Source organism: Cetobacterium sp. ZWU0022 (assembly GCF_000800875.1).
Taxonomy (GTDB): domain Bacteria; phylum Fusobacteriota; class Fusobacteriia; order Fusobacteriales; family Fusobacteriaceae; genus Cetobacterium_A.
The window spans coordinates 89331-113663 of record NZ_JRJZ01000042.1 but is presented as its reverse complement, the minus strand read 5'-3'; the positions used below and the strand labels follow the sequence as shown (position 1 = coordinate 113663).

16 protein-coding genes are annotated in these 24333 nt (G+C 27.0%); 14 read left to right on the top strand and 2 right to left on the bottom strand.

The genetic code is table 11. The annotated features are described in order from the left end of the window. Positions 1–1470 carry a tripartite tricarboxylate transporter permease gene (locus L988_RS05040; protein WP_047382207.1) on the top strand — a complete coding sequence of 490 codons (1470 nt, stop codon included), beginning with the start codon at positions 1–3 and terminating at the stop codon, positions 1468–1470. Between the two features lie 53 nt (positions 1471–1523). On the opposite strand, the gene L988_RS05035 is transcribed toward L988_RS05040, so the two are convergent. Together L988_RS05035 and L988_RS05030 are read right to left on the bottom strand one after the other, a co-directional pair. Continuing rightward, entirely contained in the window at positions 1524–2294 is a 771-nt protein-coding gene (locus tag L988_RS05035; RefSeq protein ID WP_047382204.1) for a dimethylarginine dimethylaminohydrolase family protein, read from the bottom strand. A 14-nt stretch (positions 2295–2308) separates the two neighbouring features. Then, entirely contained in the window at positions 2309–3040 is a 732-nt protein-coding gene (locus tag L988_RS05030; protein WP_047382201.1) for a basic amino acid ABC transporter substrate-binding protein, read from the bottom strand. A gap of 580 nt (positions 3041–3620) precedes the next feature. Here L988_RS05030 and L988_RS05025 point away from each other — a divergent pair. The 13 genes from L988_RS05025 to L988_RS04965 all read left to right on the top strand — a co-directional run bounded on the left by L988_RS05025 (position 3621) and on the right by L988_RS04965 (position 24333). Beyond that, positions 3621–4748, top strand: a complete 1128-nt coding sequence (locus tag L988_RS05025; RefSeq protein ID WP_047382199.1) for an aminotransferase class V-fold PLP-dependent enzyme — start codon at positions 3621–3623, stop codon at positions 4746–4748. A gap of 8 nt (positions 4749–4756) precedes the next feature. After that, positions 4757–7396 carry a hypothetical protein gene (locus tag L988_RS05020; RefSeq protein ID WP_047382197.1) on the top strand — a complete coding sequence of 880 codons (2640 nt, stop codon included), beginning with the start codon at positions 4757–4759 and terminating at the stop codon, positions 7394–7396. 15 nt (positions 7397–7411) lie between these two features. After that, on the top strand, positions 7412–9526 hold the full coding sequence (locus tag L988_RS05015; protein WP_047382195.1) for a DEAD/DEAH box helicase family protein: 2115 nt from the start codon (positions 7412–7414) through the stop codon (positions 9524–9526). Next, on the top strand, positions 9523–9705 hold the full coding sequence (locus L988_RS05010) for a hypothetical protein (protein ID WP_047382193.1): 183 nt from the start codon (positions 9523–9525) through the stop codon (positions 9703–9705). Before L988_RS05015 ends, L988_RS05010 begins: the two co-directional genes overlap by 4 nt. Further along, a complete protein-coding gene (locus L988_RS05005) occupies positions 9705–11747 on the top strand; it encodes an AAA family ATPase (protein ID WP_047382191.1) in 2043 nt (680 codons plus the stop codon). Before L988_RS05010 ends, L988_RS05005 begins: the two co-directional genes overlap by 1 nt. A 1-nt stretch (position 11748) precedes the next feature. After that, a complete protein-coding gene (locus L988_RS05000) occupies positions 11749–12279 on the top strand; it encodes a hypothetical protein (RefSeq protein WP_047382189.1) in 531 nt (176 codons plus the stop codon). Between the two features lie 15 nt (positions 12280–12294). Then, on the top strand, positions 12295–14391 hold the full coding sequence (locus L988_RS04995; protein WP_047382187.1) for a DUF262 domain-containing protein: 2097 nt from the start codon (positions 12295–12297) through the stop codon (positions 14389–14391). A 17-nt stretch (positions 14392–14408) separates the two neighbouring features. Next, positions 14409–16052: a phosphoadenosine phosphosulfate reductase family protein gene (locus tag L988_RS04990; RefSeq protein ID WP_081982637.1), complete on the top strand. Its 1644-nt coding sequence runs from the start codon at positions 14409–14411 to the stop codon at positions 16050–16052. A gap of 2 nt (positions 16053–16054) precedes the next feature. Then, positions 16055–16942, top strand: a complete 888-nt coding sequence (locus L988_RS04985; protein WP_047382184.1) for a DUF4007 family protein — start codon at positions 16055–16057, stop codon at positions 16940–16942. Next, complete coding sequence (locus L988_RS04980; RefSeq protein ID WP_047382182.1) at positions 16942–20343, top strand: hypothetical protein; 3402 nt, start codon at positions 16942–16944, stop codon at positions 20341–20343. Before L988_RS04985 ends, L988_RS04980 begins: the two co-directional genes overlap by 1 nt. Positions 20344–20842: 499 nt before the next feature. After that, complete coding sequence (locus L988_RS04975) at positions 20843–22771, top strand: hypothetical protein (RefSeq protein WP_047382180.1); 1929 nt, start codon at positions 20843–20845, stop codon at positions 22769–22771. 4 nt (positions 22772–22775) lie between these two features. After that, positions 22776–23498, top strand: coding sequence for an OmpA family protein (locus L988_RS04970; RefSeq protein WP_047382178.1), 723 nt, complete (start codon positions 22776–22778; stop codon positions 23496–23498). Then, positions 23485–24333, top strand: a complete 849-nt coding sequence (locus tag L988_RS04965; RefSeq protein WP_047382175.1) for an HNH endonuclease — start codon at positions 23485–23487, stop codon at positions 24331–24333. The genes L988_RS04970 and L988_RS04965 overlap by 14 nt, the downstream gene beginning before the upstream one ends.

Below are 24333 nucleotides of genomic sequence, written 5' to 3'. Positions count from 1 at the left end.
ATGTTTAATCATTTGTTAGAGGGGTTTAGTACAGCACTTCAACTAGGAAATCTTTTTTATCTTATAGCAGGAGTTACCGGCGGAGTTGTGATAGGAGCACTTCCAGGTTTAACTGCAACTATGGGAGTTGCTATACTTCTTCCATTTACTTTTGGAATGAATGCAGTAACAGGATTGATAATGCTTGTAGGGATATATATAGGAGCTATATATGGAGGTTCGATTTCTGCTATTTTATTAAATACTCCAGGTACACCGGCTTCAGCTGCGACCTGTATAGATGGATATCCATTAGTAAAAAAAGGGCAGGCAGCAAAAGCATTAAGTGCTTCAACAATAGCGTCAGTTGTAGGTGGATTGATAAGTTGTTTAGCATTAGTAACAATTTCACCATATTTAGCAAAATTTGCATTACGTTTCAGTGCGCCAGAATATTTTTCATTAGCATTATTTGGATTGACGATAATTGCAAGCATCTCCTCTGATAATTTTTTGAAAGGGGTTATAGCAGGAATTATAGGATTATTAATTTCAACGATTGGAATGGATCCTATCACAAGTTTTCCAAGATATTCGTTTAATATAGTAGATTTATTAAATGGACTATCTGTTATACCGGTATTAATTGGATTATTTGCAGTAGCAGAAGTATTTAATCAAATAGAAATTTTAGTAAAAGAAAAACATATAAAAAGTGACATAAAAATGGATAGAAATTACATGTCATTTAAGGAGATAAAAAAATCTTTACCAACAATGATAAAGTCGGGAGTATTAGGAACTTTTATAGGATCTATACCTGGTGCAGGAGCTGATATCGCTGCTTTTGTTTGTTATAATGAAGCTAAGCGAAGCAATAGAGATGAAAAATTTGGAGAAGGAAGCTTAATAGGAATATCGGCACCAGAAGCTGGGAATAACGGAGTTACAGGAGGAGCGCTAGTTCCTTTGCTTACCTTAGGGGTTCCTGGTGATGCAGTAGCAGCAGTTTTATTGGGAGCGTTAATAGTTCAAGGATTGACACCAGGACCTCTACTGTTTGAACAAAATCCTGAGATAGTTTATGGGCTGTTTAGTGCGATGATCTTAGGAAATATTGTTTTATTATTTGTAGGATTAGGAGGAATTAAGTTTTATAGCAGAATAGTGGAAATTCCGAAATTATTAATGATACCAAGTATTTTAATATTGTCAACAGTAGGTTCATATTCAATGAATAATAGTCTTTTTGACGTTGCTGTAACATTAGGTTTTGGAATTATTGGATATATTATGGGTAAAATAAAAATGCCAAGTTCTCCAATTGTTTTGGCAGTTATATTAGGTCCAATGTTAGAAACTAATTTAAGGAAGGCAATTTTAATGTATGAAGGTTCATATTCTTTTCTTTGGACCAGACCAATAACAATAGTATTTTTAATTTTAACAGTACTTTCTTTAATCTCAGCATATAGAAAAAAGAAGATGTAAAGCTAAAGAGTAAAAAAAGATTGCAGATTTAGTGCAATCTTTTTTTGTTGAAATTAAAATCTTAAAGAGAGACAGCTAAGGCCACCATCAATCTTTTTAAATTCAGAAGTATCGACAGTGATAATTTTATAATTCAACTTTTGAATAGCTTTTTCAATTTGTGGATAACCTTCAGGAACTATGATTGTTCCATTTACCCATATACAGTTTGCAGCATAAGCTTCATTTATATCAACAATAATTTTGTTGAACTTTTCAAACTCTTTTTTATTTATAAACTCTCCTGAAACAAGTAGATTATTATTTTCAATATAATTAACACCAGTTTTTAAATGTAAAACTTCATCTAAAGTAACTTCAGAACCAGATAAGCCATATCTATTTAATATAGAGATGAATTGATTAATTCCTTCTTTATTCGTTCTTGCTGATTTTCCAATATAAAAGTGATCTCCAACCATCATAACATCTCCACCTTCTAATGTTCCAGGAAATTTTATATATTCAATATTTTCATCTGAATAAAATTGTTTAAGAGCAGGAATAATATATTGAATCTCTTTATTTCTAGATTTAGCACCAGGATTACTTACAATTGCACATTTTTTGGTTAGAACAGCAGTATCTTCAACAAAACAAGAATCAGGAAATTTTTCTAAAGCTTCCAATTCAATTACATTGACTCCACATGATTTTAAAGCTTTTATATAGTCAGAATGTTGCTTTAAAGCAAGTGAATAGTTTGGGGCTCCTAACTCTGGAGAAGAGGTAATACCATCACATATAGTTTTACTTGGTTTTCTAACAATTACATTTTTGAACATAATATCCTCCTGAATTAATTTTCTATAAAATATTTTTTATTTAATTTCTCAAAAGTTCCATTTGATTTTAGAGTTTCTAAAGCTGTATTTATGTTCTTTACAAGAGTCAGATTTTGTTTTCCAACAGCAATAGCGTAGTCCTCTTTTGCTAATTCGTTATCAATATATTTTAAATTGGAATTATTTTTAACAAAATTTTTAGCAGGTTCAGAATCTAAAATTACAGCATCTATTTTATTAGCATTTAAAGCCATTATAGATTCTGAAGTTGTATTGTATCTATAAAGGGTTATAGAGTTGCCCATTTCAGTAGTAATAACATCACCAGTACATCCTAATACCACACCAACTTTATGCCCTTTTAAGCTTTCAAGAGTACTTAAAGTACTATTTTTATTTACAATTAGTAGTTGTTTTGATGTGTAGTAGGGATTGGAAAAATTAATATTTTTTTCTCTTTCAGCTGTAACCGTCATTCCAGCAATAATAGCATCTAATTTTCCAGTTTGAAGAGCAGGAATAAGACCATCAAATTGTATGTTTTTCAATACGATTTCTTTATTCAAAATTTTTCCAATCTCTTTAATTAAATCGATATCAAATCCTTTGATTTCACCATTTTCAATATATTCGAAAGGTGGAAATTCAGTGGCATCTGTACCAACATAAAGTTTTTCTTGAGCGTAGGTATTTGTTTGTAATAAAAATAAAGGTAGAAATAATAATTTGATAATTTTCTTTTTCATAGATAAACCCTCCTTTGAAAGTAAATAAAAAAACAGACTCATACCTTAAAAAGTGTAAGTCTGTTATATTAATATAAATATAATAAAAAATTCGTCTTGAAACTAAGAATTAATTAAATAAAAATTTTCTTAAGACGAGTAAATAAATATATTTTAGACATACAAAATAAGGTTGTTATTAAATTGATATAAAAAATATTAAATTTCCTTATTAAAGTTGTCCTTAACATATTTTCGCCTCCTATAAAAATTTATTAGCGTAATAATATCATATCGAAATTTTTTAGTCAAGAAAAATTAAGCTACTTTTTTATTTGATTTTGATTATTAACTATAATTAATAAAATTAATATGAAAGATATATAAAAATGTTTTTTCTAAAATAGAACATTTTTTTGACTTCTTGAAGTTTTTTTAAAAAAAAATAAAAAAATTTCAAGTAGTTAAAAAATACTAAATATGCTAGGATAATAGTAAAAATATTTTATAAAAATAAAATTACGCAGAAAGAAATTAAATAGTTAATAAAAATGGCTGATTTTATTGGGATCAGTCTTTTTTTATTGAGAAGGAGAAAACGATGATTTATTATGATAATGCATCAACAACATATCCTAAATTTAGTAGTGTTTATGAAGAAACTATGAAACTATATAGAGAAGTAGGGATTAATTTTAGTAGAAATAATTCAGATAAAAGTAGAAATGCCAGAGTTATAAAGGAAAATTTAATAGATAACATAAAAAAAATATTCTCAACAAAAAATGAAGTTATATTAAATTCTTCATCAACATTTTCATGTAATGAGATAATATTCGGACTAAATTATAACAATATAAAAACAATTTATATTTCACCTTTCGAACACAACTCAGTTTATAGAGCTATAAAAAAAATATCAAAAGAAAAAAATATAGAATTAAAAATTTTAAAATTTAAAAAATTTGAATTAGATATTGAAGATATGAAATTACAATTTATGTCTCAAAAACCAGATTTGATTATACTTAATCATGCTTCCAATGTTTTTGGAAACATTTTACCTGTTCGTGATATTTTTGAGGCTGGAAAAATTTATAATGCAATTACAGTTTTAGATGCAAGTCAAACAGGAGGTGTTTTAGATTTTTCTGAGATTTCTGGATTGGCAGATTTTATAATATTTGCAGGTCATAAAAATTTATATGGTCCTTCAGGAATAGGAGGATATATCTATAATAAAAAAATTTCTCTAAATCCTCTACTATATGGTGGAACAGGAGTTAAATCTGAAGATGAAGAAATGCCAGAGGAGTTACCTGAAAGATTTGAAGCTGGAAGTCCAAATATTTTAGGGATGATAGGACTTAAAATAGCAACAGATGAATTGATAGAGATAGGAATAGAAAATATAAGATCAAAAAAAGAGAATAATTTCAAAAATTTATATGATCTTTTAGAGGAGTATTCATATGATATAAAAATATACTCAGAAAAAGAGAATAATATAGGAGTTTTATCGATAACTGCTTTTGATTACTCACCTCAAGAGTTAGAAGAGATTATGAATGACAACGAGATTATAACAAGGAGAGGGATGCATTGTGCACCGCTTGCTCATCATCATATAGGAACTCAGGATGGAGGAACACTTAGGTTTTCAGTAAGTTACTTTAATAATGATGAAAATTTAGAAGTGTTAAGAGAAACTTTGGATAGTTTATTTTAGGAGAGGTTATGTTAAATAAAATTAAAAGTATATTTAAAGATGAAGAGTTAGAGAGAGAAATAGAACGTTTAAAAATGGATTTAATAGAAAAGGAATTTCTTTATAATGAACTTTTAAAAACAAATATTATTTCTCTTCAAAAAAATAAGGAATTAGAAAAGAGTTTAATTGAAGAAAGAAAAAGAAATGAAAATTTAAAAGATGAGTATACGAATAAAATCATTGTTGAAATGGATTTGGTTAAAGAATTAAAAAATGAAAAAGTAGAGTTTGAAAAAGAGATATCAGTTTTAAAAGCAGAATTTCCAAAACTAGAAGCTGCTTATTCTGATGAATATCAAAAACGTCTTAAAGCAAAATTGAAATTAGAAGAAGAAAAATTAGAAAAAAAGATTTTAGAACTTCAAAATGAGTATTCTAAATATTTTTCAGAAGAAACAGAAAAATTTAAACTAAAGATTGAAAGCATAGAGAAAGAAAAAAATGAATTATATATAAAAACTAAAGAGATTCAAAAAAATTTTGAAAGACAGAAAGTAGACCTCCAAAAGAGTTTACTTTTAGAAAAGTCAGCTAAAGAAAATCTATCAAAAGAAATATTAAGTTTAAAAGATAAGTTAACAAAATTAGAAGAGTTAAAAAATTTAAATTATAATTTGAAAGAAGCAAAGCAGGAAGAGCTGTTAGAGTTACTAGAGAAGTTAAAATTAGAAGAGTTAAAGATAAAAGATTTGACTGCTAGCTATGAATTAAAATTGAAAAAAGAGTTAGAAAAGCTAGAGCAAGAAAAACTAAAGAAAATTAATGTGTTGAAAGAGTCAGAGGTTTTAAGAAATAAACTTATTATGTTTACTAAAATAGAAAAAGAATTGATAGATTTAAGAAGAGTCAAAGCTATCAATAACCAAGAAAAAGAAATATTATCTAAGCAGAAAGATTCATTATCTGAAGAATTAAAGAATTTAAACCAGAAATTAATTAAAAGTGAAGATTTGAGAAAAAAATTAGAAATTAAAAATTTAGAAGAGTTAAGAATAAAAGATAAATTGTTAAAAGAAACAACAGAATTAGATAAAAAATTAAAAATAGAATTGGACAAACAAAAAAATGAAATACAAACAACTCAATCAAAATTGAATTCGCTTATTATAAATGAAGAGCAAGTTAAAATGGAAGAGTGGAATATAAAATCTTATACGAAAGATGACTGGTATAAACTGTATGAAATAGCTAAAGCATTAAAAGTAAAAGAAAATATTGTAAAAGATTTATTCGTATTATGGAGATATAAAGCAACAAATTTAAAAATATCTGATAGCCAGTATGGTGTAATTTTAAAAAATTATTTTGAATTACGTGAAGTTATAACAAAATTTGAAGTGAAGAAATATGGTGTAAATAATACTAAAATGAATTTAAAGAAAGAGAATTCAATAGTTGATTTGCTGAATAAAGTAGAAAAAGAGTTGTTGTATTTAAGAGAGGTAAGAACTAAAGAAAATCAGGAAAAAGAGAGATTAGCTAGAGAGAGGGATTCATTAATTCAAGAAATAGAGAGTTTTAATAGTAAGTTGAAAGAAGTAAAACTATCAATGTCAGAGGAGATAAAAGAGTTATCGGATAAATTAAAAGTAGAAGAGTTAAAAGTAAAAGATTTGACAAGTAATTACGAATTGAAACTGAAAAAAGAGTTAGAAAAGCTAGAGTTGGAAAAGTTGGAGAAAGAAAAATTATCTAAAGAGAGAGATTCGTTATATCAAGAGGTAGAGAATTTAAATTTCAGCTTGAAAGAAGTAAAGTCATCAATATCAAAAGAGATAAAAGATTTGACTCCAAAAGAAACTGAAATAACAAAAGATGATGAGCAAAATATAAATTTAGAAATACATATGGTAGACGAAAAAAAGGCAGATAAATTAGTTGAAACTAACAAACAAAATCTTTTAAGTAGATGGGCAGATAAAGATAAGTTTTTGGAATATAAGGATAATTTAACAGAGTTATTAAAAACCTTTAATGGAAATGATTTTAAAGAGATGTATTTAGAAGGTAAGAAAAGAGGAGTTTTAAAATCTCTTAAAGATAGAGATTTTAGCAATATTATAACTCGTTTAAAATTGAAACTACCTTTAACAACTATGAGTTTAGAGAAAATAGAAGATTTTTATGAAGGATTAATGAATGATATTTATTCACAAGAGTTCTCATTGGTAAAAGAAGATGTAGAAAGTACTAAAGAGAGTGAAGAGAAAATAAATGCAGAAGATGAAAATAAATTTGAACGAGAAGAATTTGATATAGAATCTTATACAGCAAAGGATTGGTATAGATTTTATCAGATAGCTCAAGAGTTTAAAGTGAAAGATTATCTTCAAAAAGCAATTTTTACTTTATGGAAATATGAAGAAAGAGATTTGATGATATCAGATAGTCAATATGCAACGATTAGGAGAAATTATTCGGAGTTATATGAGGTTATAAAGAAGTTTGAGTCTGAGAAAAATAAAATAGGTATAAACAACAAGATTACAGAGTTAGTTATTGATAAATATACCGAAAATAAAATATTAAAACACGAAATTGAAAAAAAATCTGAAAATTCAAAAGTAATAGAGTTGGATCAAAATATTGCAGATATATTATTCTAAAAAAGGAGAAGTTAAGTGAATTTATTTAAAGAGTTAGATTTGAAAATCTCTTATAGAAGTGATACAGACAACATATATTGTGATTTTTTAGAAAAATGTTTAAAAAATTCTATTTCATATGATAGAGCTGTAGGATATTTTACGAGTGATAGTTTATATCTATTATTAGAAGGAGTAGAAAATCTTATAAAAAATAATGGAATAATGAGAGTGGTTACATCTCCACAACTTTCAGAAAAAGATATCTTAACTCTTAAAACTTTACATAATAAAGAAATTGTTAATCTGAAAATAGAGGAAGAGCTCCAAAAATTTTACTCAGGGAAAGAAGAAGATACAACTAAAATATTTTCATGGTTAGTTAGTAAAGATATACTTCAAATAAAAATTGCGTATCAAAAAGATTATATTGGAATTTATCATGAAAAGTTTGGGATATTTAAAGATTCAGAAGGGAATAAAATAGCTTTTTCTGGTTCTGTTAACGAAACCATAGGTGGGATGAGTAGAAACTTTGAATCGATAGATGTTTATTCTTCATCTGATGGAAAAAAAGATTTAGAAAGAATAGAGAATAAAGAGATAGATTTTGAAAAACTATGGGGAAATAAGACAAATAAAATAGAAGTTATTGATATAGATGAGGCAATTAAAAAAAAAATAATCTCGAGAGCTCCAACGAATGAAGAAGTAAGTGTTATATTAAACAGAAAATTTGAGAAAAATAGATTAAATGGATTAGTAAAGCCAGAATGGTTCAGTGTGAGAGAGTATCAAAAAAATGCTTTTGAAAGTTGGAAAAATAATCAGTTAAAAGGGATATTAGAGATGGCAACAGGAAGTGGAAAAACACTTACAGCATTAAATATAATGACAGAGATATCAAAAGACAAAAGGATGTTCTTTGTAGTTGTGTGTCCACAAACGTTTCTAGTTAGACAATGGGCTGAAGAAATTAAGGCATTTGGAGTAAAATCAGTTATTTGTAATTCAGAAAACAAAAATTGGAAAGATCAAATAAATGCTAAAATCTTTTTATTAAACGAAGACCAGATAGATGTTACAGTTGCAGTTGTAACAAATAAAACATTACAAAACGCATCTTTTTTAAGAGCTTTAAAAAGAGTAAAAAAAGAGATGATGATTATTGTAGATGAGTGTCATAATATTGGAAGTTTTAGCTTTGAAGAGTTTTTAGAGAGAGATGAGTTGAAAAAAAATTCGATAAGACTAGGTTTGTCAGCAACTCCTGATAGGCAAGGAGATCAAAAAGGAAATGAAGTTATTGAAAAGTATCTAGGAAAAGTTATTTTTCAGTTTTCATTAGATGATGCTATTAAAGGAGGATTTTTAACTAATTATAAATATTTTCCTTACTTTGTAACTTTAACAGAAGATGAAGAGAGAGAATATATAGAACTTAGCAAAAAAATAGCATCGCTAAGCTTCTCTAAAAACTCTAACTTGAAAGATAAAAAGAAAGAATCGACACCTTTGGAGATGTTACTTTTTAAGAGAGCTCGATTGTTGAATTTGACTAATAATAAAATATTGAAACTGCTAGAAGTTATTGATGAGTTTAGTTTTAATAATTTGATTTATGTTGGAGCTGGAAAAAGCAAAGAAGAAAGCGAAGATAGAGAACAAAAGTTTATAGATAAAACGATAGAAACAGTTTCTGAAAAAATGGACTTTAAACTTATGAAATTTACCTCTGAAGAATCTAAGAATGAAAGAGAAATTGTTATACAAAAGTTTAAAGAGAAGGATATAAATGCTGTTGTGGCTATCAAATGTTTAGATGAGGGAATAAATATTCCATCAATTGAAAGAGCATATATTTTGGGAAGTACAGGTAATTATAGAGAGTATGTTCAAAGAAGAGGTAGAATACTTAGAAAATCAGAAAATAAGAGTATTGCCGAGATACATGATTTTATAGTTATACCTAGAAGTTATGAAAGTTATCAACCAATTCAAGATTGTAATTTTAATTTTGAAAAAAAATTAGTGGAAAATGAATTGAAAAGATTAGAAGAATATAATTCATTAGCTTTAAATAAAAATAGAAATGAAAGTGAGTTAAGAAAAATTAAAGAATTTTATGGAATAGGAGAGGGTAATAAATGAGTGCAAAATCAAAAGGACAAGAGTTTTTTGCAAGTTTAACAAAAGAAGAACAAAATGCGATTATTCAAATAATAAAACTAGAAAATGACCCAGATAGATTAACTAAAAAAGAGAGCACGATAACAGTTAAACAAATTAAAGAGATAATCGGACAATATTCAATGGAGTGGAATGACTAATGATATTTAAAAGTATAATTTTAGAAAATTTTAGACCTTATTATGGGAAAGTTAAATTAGAATTTTGTAATGGTGAAAAAAACATTACACTTTTAAAAGCTGAAAATGGATCAGGAAAAACAACTTTATTACAAGCAATAAGATGGGGATTATATGGTGGAAATTTAGATTTAACATCAGGAGATCCTAAAAAGTTTGGTGCAAGCAGTTTTATAAATAAAAAATATTTAGAAGAAACAAAAGGAAAAACATATGCTAAAGTAGAGTTGAATATAGTAGGAAAAGTTTCGGAAGAAAAAGAAGAGCAGGAATATAAAATTATAAGACAGATAAATTTTGAAAATGATGTGTATATTGGAGTAGATTTGATTTTAGAATCAAATGCTGGGAAAATAAATCAAAGATCGGAAGCAGGGTGCCAAGAAATAATAAATCGTTTACTACCAAAAGAAATTAATTTTTTCATTGATGGAGAAAGACTAGAAAAAATAGCTCCTGAAAAAGAAAATCAAAGAAAAGTAAAAAAAGAAAGCTTAGAAGCAATAGAGGAATCTATAAATAGAGTGCTAGGAATAAAAAGTTTAGAAAATGCGGTTACAGATACTGCAAAGGTATATAGAGATTTAGAAAAAGAATATTCTGAAAGTAGTAGTGCTAATAAGGATATTGTCGAGTTAGAACAGAAAGTAAAAAAAATAGAAAAAGAATTTGAAGATAAGTTACAAGAGAAAGAGGAAAAACAAAAGGAAACAGAGCTTCTAGATATAGAAAAAGAAGAGTTGAGCAACAGAATAGATGAAATTTTATTGATAAGTCAAGAAGATGAAAAAAATAAGAAAGTAGTAGAAATGTTGCAAGATGAAAAAAAAGAGTTAGAAAAATCATTAGAAGCAATTCAGAAAAAGTATAAGGAATTTTTATCAATAAAAGGTGTCGAAGCGATTGCACCAAAAATTTTAAATAATGCTTTTAAAGTAATAGAAATAAAGAAAGATAAGGGCGAAATTCCATCGAGATATGAAAAAGAGTTCTTAGAAGAATTGATACATTTAAAAGAGTGTATATGTGGGGCATCTTTAGTTAGTCATACAGATAATTACAGAAAAATAATGCAAAAGTTAGAAAATGCAGCAACAAGAGAAAATAGAGAGAAAGTTAGCGAAGTGTACTTTATGTTGAGAGATATAGCAAGTGAGGATATTTCAGAGAATGTTAAGCTAATAAAATTAGAAATATCTAAGATTCAGCATAGAATAGATTATATTGAGCAAGAGTTAGAAGTGTTAGTAAAAGATAGTAACTACGACTTCCAAGTGGAGTTGCAAAATATAAAAAATATATTAATTAGTAAAGAAGAAATAAAAAAAACACTTCATAAAAGTATTGGAGCCTTAGAAGTTGAGTTAGAAAGAATAGAAAAAGAATTAATTTCAATTAGAATAGAGAAAACTGAAGCAGATAAAAAGAATATAAAGAGTAAAAGAGAGAGAGAAAAAAGAGATTTTGCGAAAAAGATAATGCTGAATCTTGAAACTCTAAAAAAATACAAAGAAGCTCAAGGTAGAGAAGGGCTAAAGAGTAAAATAGAAGAAGTTTACTCTAAAATAAATAAAAAGGGTTATAAAGTTGAATTGACAGAAGAGTTTGATTTTAAAGTTTTTGATATTGATGGAAAAGAAGCAGGAATGTCAAAAGGAGAAGCAAAAAATAAAGCTCTAAGTTTCATAGGTGGATTAGTTTACTACGCAAAAGAGTTAAATAAAGAAAAAAATAAATCTGATTTGGATTCAGATGGAGGAATATACCCACTTGTATTGGATGCACCTTATGGTGATTTAGACAATGAATATAGACTAGATTTTACTAAAATGTTACCGGTTTTATCAGAACAAATAATAGTCATGGTTTCATCAGGGCAATGGAATTCAAAGATAGAAGATGTTGTTAAAGATAGAATAGGAAAAGTATATACTTTAGAAAACGAAAGAAGAACGGGAATAGATAAAAGATACGATATTACAAGAATAAAAGAGGAGATTTAAAATGGAAGATTTATTTCAAGAGGAGCTAAGAAAAAGAAGACGAGAAGATAAGGAATTAATAGGATTTGGTCATGAAAAAAATTATGATGGCATATATAATGAACTTTTAAGTCAAAGAGGAGATGGATTCTTTGTATTAAAAAAAGATGTTCATGTTTTAGCAGCTTTGATAGGATTTAATCTATACTCGAATCAACCTAAAGAAATTGAAAATCATAAATTAGATAAAGTTGGTTTTAGAGCACTTTCACCTGTCGATTATAGTGAATATTATCATCTTATATATTCAGTTGTTTTATCTTTAAATAATAATATTGAGGATATTTTAGATAATAAAAAAGTAGTAGATATATTCAATAACTGTGCTAGTTTAGGGATAGAAAAACTGAGAGACATATTAACTAAAGATAAAGAGGGATATATTAGAAATTTTGAAGATTTTTTAGAAAGTCCAGAAGATTTTTTAGAAGATATGTTTGATGGCGAAAGAGAAGAAAGAGAAATAAGAGAAGCTAAAGATATAATTTTCTAGAAAGTGGAGGATACAATGAAAGTAAAGAGGTTAAAGGAGATATTTCAAGACGAAGATGAAGGAAGAATAATACTTCCAAATTTCCAAAGAGATTTTGTCTGGGATACAAAGCAACAAAAAGAGTTGTTAGCAACATTTTTGGTGGAATTACCTATAAGTAGTATTCTTTTGTTAAAAGGAAGTTGCAACGATTTTAATTATAGAAAGTTGTGCTATTCAAACGAAGTTGAATGTGCTAAAGATGAATGTATGTATCTTTTAGATGGTCAACAAAGAATGTCAACTTTAAAAGCTATGTTTGTTGATTTATTTAAAGGTGAATGGGAGAATAGTTACTCAGATTTATATGGGAAAATAAAGAATAGATGGTTTTTAAAAGTATCAACTTCAGATGATGAAACAGAGGATATATTTGGTTACAATACTTTAGATTTTGATTATGGTAGTTTGAGAAAATATACACCAAGTGAAATAGTGGATTTTATTCAAGAGTATAAAATTCATAAAACAACAAATACAAATTTTTGGTATCATCCAAAATTTAAGTTTGAAAAAACAACTGATTCAGGAAAGATAAACGAGTTTGCAAATTTATGTTCTGATCAAAATCTTATTCCACTATTTGGATTAAATGAGAGTAATAAACTTCAGGATAAAGTTGTGGAAAAGATTGCAAATAAAAGAGCAGATAAAATAATAGATGAGATAGAAGAGTACGAAAACATAAAAAAAATAGAGAAAATAAAATGTTATTTTAAGGATTTTTCTTCTGAAGTAGATGAAGAAGAATTAATAGATGAATTTGAAACAAGAAAAAATAGTTTAAAGTATGAATTGTCAATGAAATGGAAAACTAAAATTATAAATTTCTTAGATAAATTAGTAGAACAAGAGGTTTCGATAATTGAAATAGAAAAAAATGAGATAAGTAGAGGAATAGCCATATTCGAAACAATAAATAAAGGAGGAACTCCTCTAGATAACTATGATTTAATTGTTGCCAAAGCAGCAAAAGACTCTAAATTAGAATCTTTAACTCAAAGAATAAAAAGAATCGTAGAGCAGGGAATAGAGTTGCCAGAAGATTTTAGAGAAAAAAATTGGAATGGAGTGAATTTTGGTTTAATCGAAGGTCAAGAGGAGCTAAATAAAAGATTTAAAAATCAATATTTAAATCTACTATCAATTTTTTCTCATGTAAAAGATCCTTTAAAACTAAAATTAGATCATATAAAAAGAGATAAAATATTTGAAATATCTTCAGTAGATATAAATTCATTAACTGAAAAAACAATAGTTTCTTTATTAAGAGCATTAGCATTTGTTAATACTAGATTAGGAATAACGAAATTTGGTAACTTCTCATTTGAATTAATGGTTTTACCTATGGCTTATATATTTTCTGAAGATAAAAATTGGAATGATAAAAAAGTATTAGATAAAGTAGAGTATTGGTATTGGACATCGATATTTATAGGAAGATATAGAGAACGTCAAAATATAAGAACCGTAGATGATTTAAAAACTATTTACAAATGGATTGTTCAAGAAAATTTAGACGATTTGAAAGTTAAAGAATTAGTTTATGAAAATATAGCGAAGGTATTAAATGTAGAGGAGTACTCAGATTTAGAAACATTATTAAATGATTCTAAAACTCCATCTCCAGTTAGTAAAAATTTATTATATTATATTTTAAGTTTAGAACCATTTGATTTATTACCAGAGAATCATTCGAAAAAACTTAAAGCATTTGAGATAACAGAAGCATCAGTAGAACTAGAAGATCATCATTTAATACCTTTAGGAACAGGAACTAAATATGGAGAACTGAGTTCTAAAATAAGAAACGATAAGAATCATATTTTAAATAGTGTTTTAAATAGGACTCTTATAAGTAAAGAAGCAAATAGAAAAATTAGAGATATGGGATTTGAAAAGTATATGCAAGATGTCCAAGATATATCTAGAATAGGTCAGATGATAAATAAAGACCTATTACAAAAAGAAAATGAACAACAAGATGAATATTATAGAAGAGTTTTACAAAATAGATTTAATACAATAAAAGATACATTGTTAAGAGAGCTTCACTATTTAAGTGAAAGATAGAAAATGAGGATGTAAAAATGGAAAAAAAAGATGTTAAAATTTGTTGGAATGAAATAGATAATGTTCCAGTAATTTTAGAAGAGGGTGTGACATCATCATTAAAAGAGGTCGCAAAAGATTTAAGACCAGTATTTTTACAAGAAAAATGGTTATTAATGAACTTGTTTCCAGATAGATTAGATGATAAATTCTTAAAAAAATCAGTTTGGGCAACAAAACAGAATAGATATATAGTTGACGGTGAGATGGTTGATTTAATAGCAACATCAAAATTTAAAAAAATGACTCAATCAGAAATTGAAAATTTAAGGAAAGAAGTGATGAAGTTTTCAATAACAGAGGAGCATTTAGAAGTTGAAAGAGATTGCTTCGATAAATTTATAAAAGCAAACAGTAGTCGTTTTAATATACTGGTAAAAAGTGAGAATAGAGACGAAGAGGGAGAGTTCATAGGAGCAATTCCTTTTATCGTTGAAAATGCAGAAAAATATAAAAATAGAATGATGCTAGTATCTTTCTCTGGTGGAAAAGATTCTACAGTTGTTTCTCATTTGGTAAGATTGGCTTTAAATAATCAAAGTATTTTACATATATTTGGAGATACAACATTAGAACTGCCTAAGTCATATGAATATGTAGAGAGGTTTAAAGAGGAAAATCCATTTACACCATTTTTCGAAGAGAGAAATGAAGAGAATAATTTCTTCGAAATGTGTGAAGAGATTGGACCACCAAGTAGAGTTAAAAGCTGGTGTTGCTCAATATTTAAAACTGGACCAATGGGAACAACACTTGCAAATTTTGATGAAAATATAATAACATTTTTAGGTCTTAGAAGAGGAGAGTCAGCGTCTAGATCTAAATATAAAAAAGTATCTCAAAGTCCAAAAATATTAAAACAGATGGTAGCTTCTCCAATTATAGATTGGTGTGACTTAGATGTTTGGTTATATATGCTAACAGAAGAATTAGATTTTAATGATTCATATAGACAAGGATTTGCAAGAGTAGGATGTTGGGTATGTCCAAATAACGGTTCATGGTCTGAACTTCTTTCATCAATATATAATTCAGAGGAATATGATAAATGGTATTCATTTTTAATTAATTTTTCTAAAAGAATAGGGAAGTTAGATTATGAGGATTATGTTAAAGATGGTAAATGGAAAGCAAGACAAGGTGGAGATGGATTAGAAAAAAGTACAGAGATAATTGTAGAGGCTAAAGAGTGTATCAATGAGAAAAATTCAAAAACGTTTGTATTAAATAAATCTGTAAACGAAGATTTTATTCAACTTTTCAAGCCGTTTGGAACTATGAAGATATTTGAAAAAAACAAAGCGGTTGAAATAATTTTAATGGATAGAGGCAACACTCCAATCTTCAAGTTATCTTATAGAGTTGAGGGAACGGAAGTTAAAGTTACAATCATGAAAACTGATGATAAATATATATTCAATAAAATTCAAAAGCAGTTTAATAAATTTAATAGTTGTCTTTACTGTCAAGGGTGTAACTCGGCTTGTCCGACAGGAGCTATATACGTTAGCAACGGAAAATACATAGTAGATGAAAATAAGTGTGTAAACTGCTTAAAATGTATAGATAAATTTGATTCGGGATGTTTAATAGCATCAGCATTAAAAATAAAAAAGAGGTAGAAATGAAAATTATAATGAGTGGTCATAGTTCTTTTTATATCAGAGAGAACTGGATAAATAAACTATTTTACAAGGTGTTTGAACAAGATGTAAATAAAAAAATAGAAAGTTCATTTTTCTCTAAAGCTAACTTAATAAATGCAATAGATATCTTGGGTGTAGGAAGTAAGATGGTAGAATCTATAAAGTTTTGGGCTGATTTTTTAGGTATTCTTGAAAAAAAAGCTAAAAGTATAGAGTTAAGTGAAAGTATGAAAGTCGTTTTTGAATTAGATCCATACTTACAAAATAATAACAGTTTATGGATTTTACATTCAAATATTTTTTTGAAAGAAAAAGAGAAAGCTCTAGTTTGGGAGAAAGCTTTTTCATTACCTGAAGGTGCTACATTTACAAAAGAGAGTTTGGAAAAGAGTATAGAGCTTTACTATATAGAGAATGGAAGTAAGTTTTCAAGCAGAATGGTTTTAGATACAATAAATGTTTTTATAAAAACATATTATAAAGATTCTAAAGAGAGTGTTAATCCAGAAGAGAATATAGTTTCTCCATTTGTAAGATTAAATTATTTAAAAGAGATTAATGGTGAGTTTAAATTTCAAAATATGGAGAGAAAAGATATTTCTGATTACGTGATATACTATTTACTTTATAAAAAATCTAAAAAGATGGGAATTGTAAATCAAACAACAATAAAAGAAGCTTACGAGTATGTAAATAAAATAGTGAAGATGAGTTATCTTAATTTTGAGAAAACTATACAGGAGTTAGAGTTCCAAAATGAGTTATCTGTAGATAGAGCAGCAGGACTACAAAATATAACTATAGATACAAAGAGATATTCAGAGAAAGAAGTCGTAAAAAAAATACTAGAAAGTGAGTTAGTTTGATGGATAAAGTAATAGAGATTACAAAAGTAGGGTTTTCAGTAAATATTGAGAGAGATTACAAAGATAACGAGAAAATTAATTCATATATTCCTACAGAGAAAAATATAAAACTTTTAGCAAAACTTACAAAAGGAGTTTTGAATAAAAAAAATGGATCATATATTTTATCAGGAGCATATGGAAGTGGAAAGTCATATTTTCTTTCGGTATTACTAAATCTTTTATCAGTAGAAAATAAAAGTAAGATAGATATATTTTTAAATAGAGCTGAGGAAAAGTTTCCAATAAAAGAGATATATTCAAAATTAAATGAACAAAAATATTTAGTAGTATTTGCAAAAGATAGATACTCTAACTATGAAAAATCAGTGCTACACGGGATACTAGAAGTTATAAAAAAGGAAGATTTGAATATAAGTTTAAATCTGGAAAGTAAAATAATTTTAGATAAAATTGAATCTTGGAAAAAGAACTATTCAGATATAATTTTTAAATTTGAAGAAGCTTTATTAAAAAGAGATACAGATTTAGAAAAAATAGAGCTTCAGCTTCAAAATAATAACTCTAATGCTATAAAAATATTTAAAGAGTTATATAAAGAGATTTTTTATGGAGAAGAATTTGTAAACTATGAATCTAATTTCCAAATTGTAGACTTACTGAAAGATTTTGAGGAGAAAGTTATTGAAACGACATCATATAAAGGTGTTATCTATGTTTTTGATGAGTTTGGAAGATATTTGGAATCAAATATAAACAAAGTCGATGTAAAAGAGATACAGGATATGGCAGAGTACTGTAATTCTGAGGCTTCATCATATCTATTTTTAATAACTCATAAAGATATTTTCCAGTATACAAATAAATTGAATAGAGAGGATAATATATTTGAATGGGAAAAAGTAAGTGGAAGATTTCATAAAGAGCAGATGACTTATGACAAAGTTACTTCTTTGAGTATATTGTCACAAGTAGTTTATAAAAAAGAGGGGTTTAAAGAATTCTATAATCAGAATATAGATAAGTTTAATAGATATAATAGAAATCTTGGTGAATCTAATATATTAACTGAAAATTTGGATAAGGCAATAAAAGATTTTTATCCTTTAAACTATTTAACAGCATACATATTACCTGAGTTATCTCAAAAGATTGCCCAAAATGAAAGAACTATGTTTGCTTTTCTAAGTTCTGGAGATGTTAAAGGTTTAGAGAGTGTATTAAAAGATGATTTTATAGTGGGACTAGATAGAATATACGATTATTTTGAAGAAAACTTTAAGTTTTTAAATCATGAAAGTTTAGAGTATAAAAGTTATTTCAATACTAAAAAAGCTTTAAACTTAGTAAAAGATTTTAATCATATAAAATTCTTGAAAAGTTTAGGAATGTTACAGATATACAATAGACCAATTGAGATCCCACCAACAAAGGAGATTTTAAAGTTATCTTTAAATATAGATGAGATTGAATTAGAGAAAATTTTAAAAGATTTAGAAAATGAGAATATAATAAGTTTTAAAAGAAATAAGAGACATTACAAGATTGTAGAGGATAGCGATATAAATATTCAAAAGGAGATTAAAGAGTATGTAATAAACAAATTACACAGTCTAAATTTGACTGAATCATTGAATAAATTTATAGAGCTCGATTTCTATTATCCTGTTAAATACAATTTTGAAATGGATATAACAAGATATTTCCAGCAAATATATTTAGATTGTTCAAACATAGGTTATTTAGATAAGTTGAAAGATAAAGTAGATGGTAGGGTTGTTTATTTAACAAATATATCAAAAGCTTTAGATTATGATTCTATAAAGACCTCTTTAAAATTAAAAGATATTATTATTGTATCAAATATAAAAAATTCTAATTTAAAAATAGATGGAATTTTAAAGGAGTTAGAAGCCATTGAATGTTTAGCTTTACTAGAGAAAAATTATAACAATAAGGCTATTTTAGAGGAGTATAGTTTATATAAAGAGGAATTGATTCAAACTTTAAAAGAGGAACTGAATAGGTATTTCTCTAAAGATGAGAGAGAGATAACGTACTTAGGAAAAACTCAAATAGAGAAAGATTTACTTCAAGTGACATATTATTATTTAAATGAAAAATTTAAGAATTATATTCCTATAAACTATGAGTTGTTAAATAAAGATAAAATAAGCACTCCAATGAAAAAGGTTAGGACGACACTTCTTCAAATGTTGTTAGAAGGAGATAAAAGCTTATTAGAGAATAGTTTCTATTTAGAAACAGGAGCGATAAATTCAGTAGCGAGAACTATTTTAAGTAAAATTGTATCTATTGATGAAGCAGAGATAATTTTTAAAGATAAATGGCAAGACTTAAGTGTTGAAATTTTAAATAGATTACAAAATGGAGAGTGTGAATTAGAAGAGCTGTATTTAGATTATACAAGTGATAAAAGAGCTTATGGATTAAGAAGTGGTATTTTTACTTTATTTTTAGGTGTACTTTTAATAAAAAATAAAAATAGTCTTTTAATAATTGAAAATCAAAATAAACAAAAAGAAAATTTAAGTGGAGATCTGATTGAAAAAATCGAAAAAAATCCTGAGAAGTACTATCTGACTTATGTTGAGAAAAGTGAAGAAGAGGAAAGATATTTAAATGAGTTGAAGAAAAGTTTAGGAATCTACTTTGTAGATAGTTTAGATATAGAGAACGGTATAGTTGAAGGATTAAAGAGTTACTTCTACTCTTTAAGTAGATTGATAAACAGAGTTTCATTAGATAATTGTAAACTACTTTCAAAAGTATTTAAAGGTTTATTCCAAGATAAGGATCCGTATAAGTTTTTATTTGAAGAGTTACCTAAAAGAGCAAGAGCTAAGAATTATGATGAGGTTATCTCTTTAATAAATACTGAGATGACTTATTTAGAGGATGAAAAATTAAAAATTGAAGAGCAATTAAAATTATTAGTAGTCGATGGATTAAAAGGAAGTACAGATTTAAAAGAAGCTTTAGAGAACTGGCAGAAACAAGATAATATATTGGATAACGGGATTAAAAGTTGGTTAAAAAAATATAGATATATTGGTGATAGAAGATTCATACTGGATATTACTGCTAAAATAAAAGGCTTTAGCTATGAAAATTGGTCAAACTTAGAGGATATAACTGATTTTGAAAATAAAATGAAAGAGTTTTTAAGTATAAAGGAAAAGGTTGAGAATGTTGAGACTGAAAACTCTGTTCAAATTATATCAAATGGAGAGAGGGTTGTATTAGAAATCATGAAAGAGCATACACCGATAGGAAAGATGCTGAAGACAAAGTTAGAAGCGACTATTAAATCTATGGGTATGGCTCTTAAAGAGGAAGAGAAAAAGTCGATTTTATTAGAGATATTGAAGGATATGTAGATACATTGATAACTAAATCCAGTTCAAAAAGTACTCATAATAAAGCACTATATAAATAATAGTTCGATTTTAAAGGCATAGTTTTTTAAAATGATATATTTTCAAAAAAAGTCCATAAAAATGACGCTTTTATTTTAATTTTAAGGCCATCTAAAAAAAAGGTCCTTAGGTAAATTAGAGTCGAAAAAATACGTCGTGAAAAGTCTTAAAATACCTTGAAAAGGCCTTCGAAACGCTTATGAAGCATATCTATTAGAGAGGGTTTTCGTGTAGTGTAATCAGATTTAAGAAGATCCTGTTAAAAAAATAAAACTCATATAGAAGTTTTAGAAAGTTACATTGATAAGATTTTAATCGGAGAAGATATTTAGTAAATCAACTTGATTTATGAAAGAATAATACAGGAGAATGATGTCACAGTATTTTTATTGTGGCATTTTTTATGTTATAATAATTTTGAAGTTTAGAAAATAAAATTATAGAAGTTAAAGGAGAACAAATGAACAGTTTTTTAAAACAAATAATTACCCCTATGAATATTGGTTTTGGAGTATTAATGTTAGGTTTATTTTTAATATCTCTAAAAAAAATGATTTCAAAGCCGAAAGAAAGCACAACAATCCCCAACTTGATAGCAGGATTAGGAATCATAGGAACGTTTTTAGGAATTTTTATGGGGTTATTACAATTTGATACCATAAACTTGGATAAGAGTATACCAAAACTTTTAGAAGGAATGAGAACAGCCTTCTTTACATCTTTAGTTGGATTAGTTTTATCAAATATTCTAAAATCATTCCAATCAAAGAAGATAAAAGAAGCAATAAAAAATGAAAAAGAGAATGTTGGAGAGGTTTCTTTAGAAAAAATAGCAACATTAATGTTTGAAATGAAAGAAGCCATTGTTCAAAGTAATAAACAGGTTGTTGAAGCAATAGTTGATATAAAAGAAAATACACAAAAAACATCAGAGATAAGTAGAGTAGCAATTGAATCTCTAGTACAAGAGTTAACAGGAGATAAACCTACATCTCTTGTAGGTCAAATGAAAATTTTAAGAGAGAGTATGATAAAAGCTCAAGAAAATGCTCAGGAAAGATTGAATTTGGGGCTTGAAAATATGGGGAGCCAACTGGATAACTTAGTAAAGACAAATAATGCAATTAGTACAGAGATAGAAAGAGGAAATAATGTTTTAATTGAAGAGTTTAGAATTTTTGCTAAAAATATGGCAGAAAATAATATGAAAGCTTTTACAGAAGCTATTCAAGAGTGTATAAGAGACTTGAATAATCAACTACAAGAGCAATTTGGTGAAAACTTTAAACACTTAAATTATGCAGTGGAAAAATTATTAGAGTGGCAAGTTCATTATAAAGAAACAATTGAAAAGACAAATGATAATCAAATAGAACTTTATAATGGAATGATGATGGCCAGAGATTTAATTGTTGAAATAAATGAAAGAAGTTCTTCAATAGTTGAAATTGCAAATAAACTTGGAGATAAAATAGTAACATTTGATACGCAACAACAAAATTTAAATAATTCAATAGAAGTTTTAAATAAAATTTCTTTAGAAGCAAGAGAGTTAATTCCAAATATAGATGTATATATGGCGAATGTCAAAGAAAATATAGTTAAGTCTACAAATAATATTGAGCAGTACATAATAGAAGTAGATAGCAAATTATTAGAACACACAGAACTTGCGACAGAAAAGATAACAAACCATGTAGTTACGGCAACGGAAAAAAGTCTTGAAGAAGTTAATAAATCATCTGCTAATATATTAGATAAAATAACTTTAGTAAATCATGCAGCTATAAGTAAAATATCTAAACTATCTGATTCTTTTGAAGAGCAATCATTAAAAACAATTGAACATATAACAAATATTCAGAATAGTCTGAAATCTACATCTGATGTTATATTAAATAATTTTACTGAAGTAGCAGAAAAAACTAGTAAAAATATAGATGAAAATAATGCTCAAATTATTTCAGTAAGAAATTCAATTAAAGAATTAACATACCTATCGACAGAAAGCATAAAAAAACAGCAAGTAGAAGTTATAGCGGCTTTAAAAGATTTAACAGTGAGTATTACAGGAGCAAGCGAACTTAATATAAAAGCTATGGAGAATCAAATTGTATCTATAGAAAAGGCGATTGTTAGATTTGAAAATGAAGGATTTACATTAACAAAAAAAATCTCTGATAATATTCAAGTAATGGTTGAAAATAATAACTCAAATGTACAAACAAGTGTTGAACACTTAAATAAAACTTTAGGAGTAACGTTAAATACATCTTTAGAGTCTTTAGGAAATCAATTAGCAGCTATTTCAGAGAAGTTTGTTAGTGATTATACTCCACTGACTATAGAGCTTCAAAAGCTAATTAACTTGGCAAAAAAGGTAGGGTAATCAAATGAATAAATACATACAAAATGATGATTTTTGGCCGTCTATATCAGACTTGATGTCGGGATTGATGATTATATTTATGTTTATCGCAATATCTTTTATGTCACAGGTAGCAAAAGAAAAACAGGGGATGACTGACTTGGCTGAAGAATATAGAAAAATCAAGATATCAATTTACCAAGAGCTTTTTAAAGAGTTTCAAAGTGATTTAAATGAATGGAATGCTTATATAGATGAAGAAACATTATCAATAAAATTTAGAGAGCCAGATATATTTTTTCAGCAAGGAAGTAGCGAGTTAAATGATGGATTTAAAAATATATTAAATGATTTTTTCCCAAGATATATAGCAATATTAAATTCTAAAAAATTTGAGTGTGAAATTGAAGAGGTAAGAATAGAAGGTCATACATCAACAGAGTGGACAAGAAATTCATCTCCTATGGATTCTTATTTTAAAAATATGGAGCTATCACAAAATAGAACTAGAACAACTTTGCAATATGTAATGACACTACCTAGAATGAGAAAGCATGAGAAGTTTATGATAGAAAAAGTAACTGCGAATGGATTGTCATATAGTAAAAGAATTATAACTAAGGGTATAGAGGATAAGAAAATGTCTAGAAGAGTTGAGTTTAGAATAAGGACAAAAGCTGAACAAAAGATAGATCAAATACTGGCAAAGAATGATAGAGAAAGAGGCGAAAAAAATGAAATTAATTAATTTTAATGAGTTTTTAGCTTTTAAAAAAATAAGAAAAAGTATGGGTATTTCAGAGGATTTTAAGCCAAATTTTCAGAGTTCAGAAGCTGTTATGAAAGAGCTAAAGCTTAGTAATATAAAAACAAAGGGTTTAGATATATCATTTGATGAATTAGTTGTAGCAAAAGATAAGACGCTAGAACATAAAGATTTTCCTGGGCAGAAAATGCTTGTGTATATAAGAGACTTTATGGGTGATTATGTAAAGGATGAAAGTGACAGATCGAATTATCCAAAGTTTCATCTATCTTGGTGTCAAACTTTAAATAAGATGCATGAAAGTAAAAAATATGATAGATATGTTGTGAGTCAAAGAAACGATGGAATATTTTTACTGAATAAGACGTCGAATGGTAGAGTAGTTAAAAAGGATATTGAGCTAGAGCTATTGGTTTGTAAAAATTGCTTACAAACCTTAAATTATAAAGGATATAATAGCTCTTATAATTCAAGACTTAATGTTTTTAATAGTTTTAATATAAAAGAGTTTTTAGATGAATATAATACAGAGATTTATATAGAACCAACTCATACTTCAAGCTCTCAACCATTAAATGAATATGTAGATGAATGGAGAGAGATAAGTTTCAGATATAAAAAGAGCAAGAGATTTATTTGTCAAGATTGTGGAAAAGATTGTTCTAAAGATACAAATGAACTGCATGTCCATCATGTAGATGGAGTCAAATCAAATAATAATCCGTCAAATTTAGAAGTAGTTTGTGTGAGTTGTCATAGTAAAAAACCTATGCATGGACATATGCTAACTAATCCTAACTTTAGCAGATATATGTAA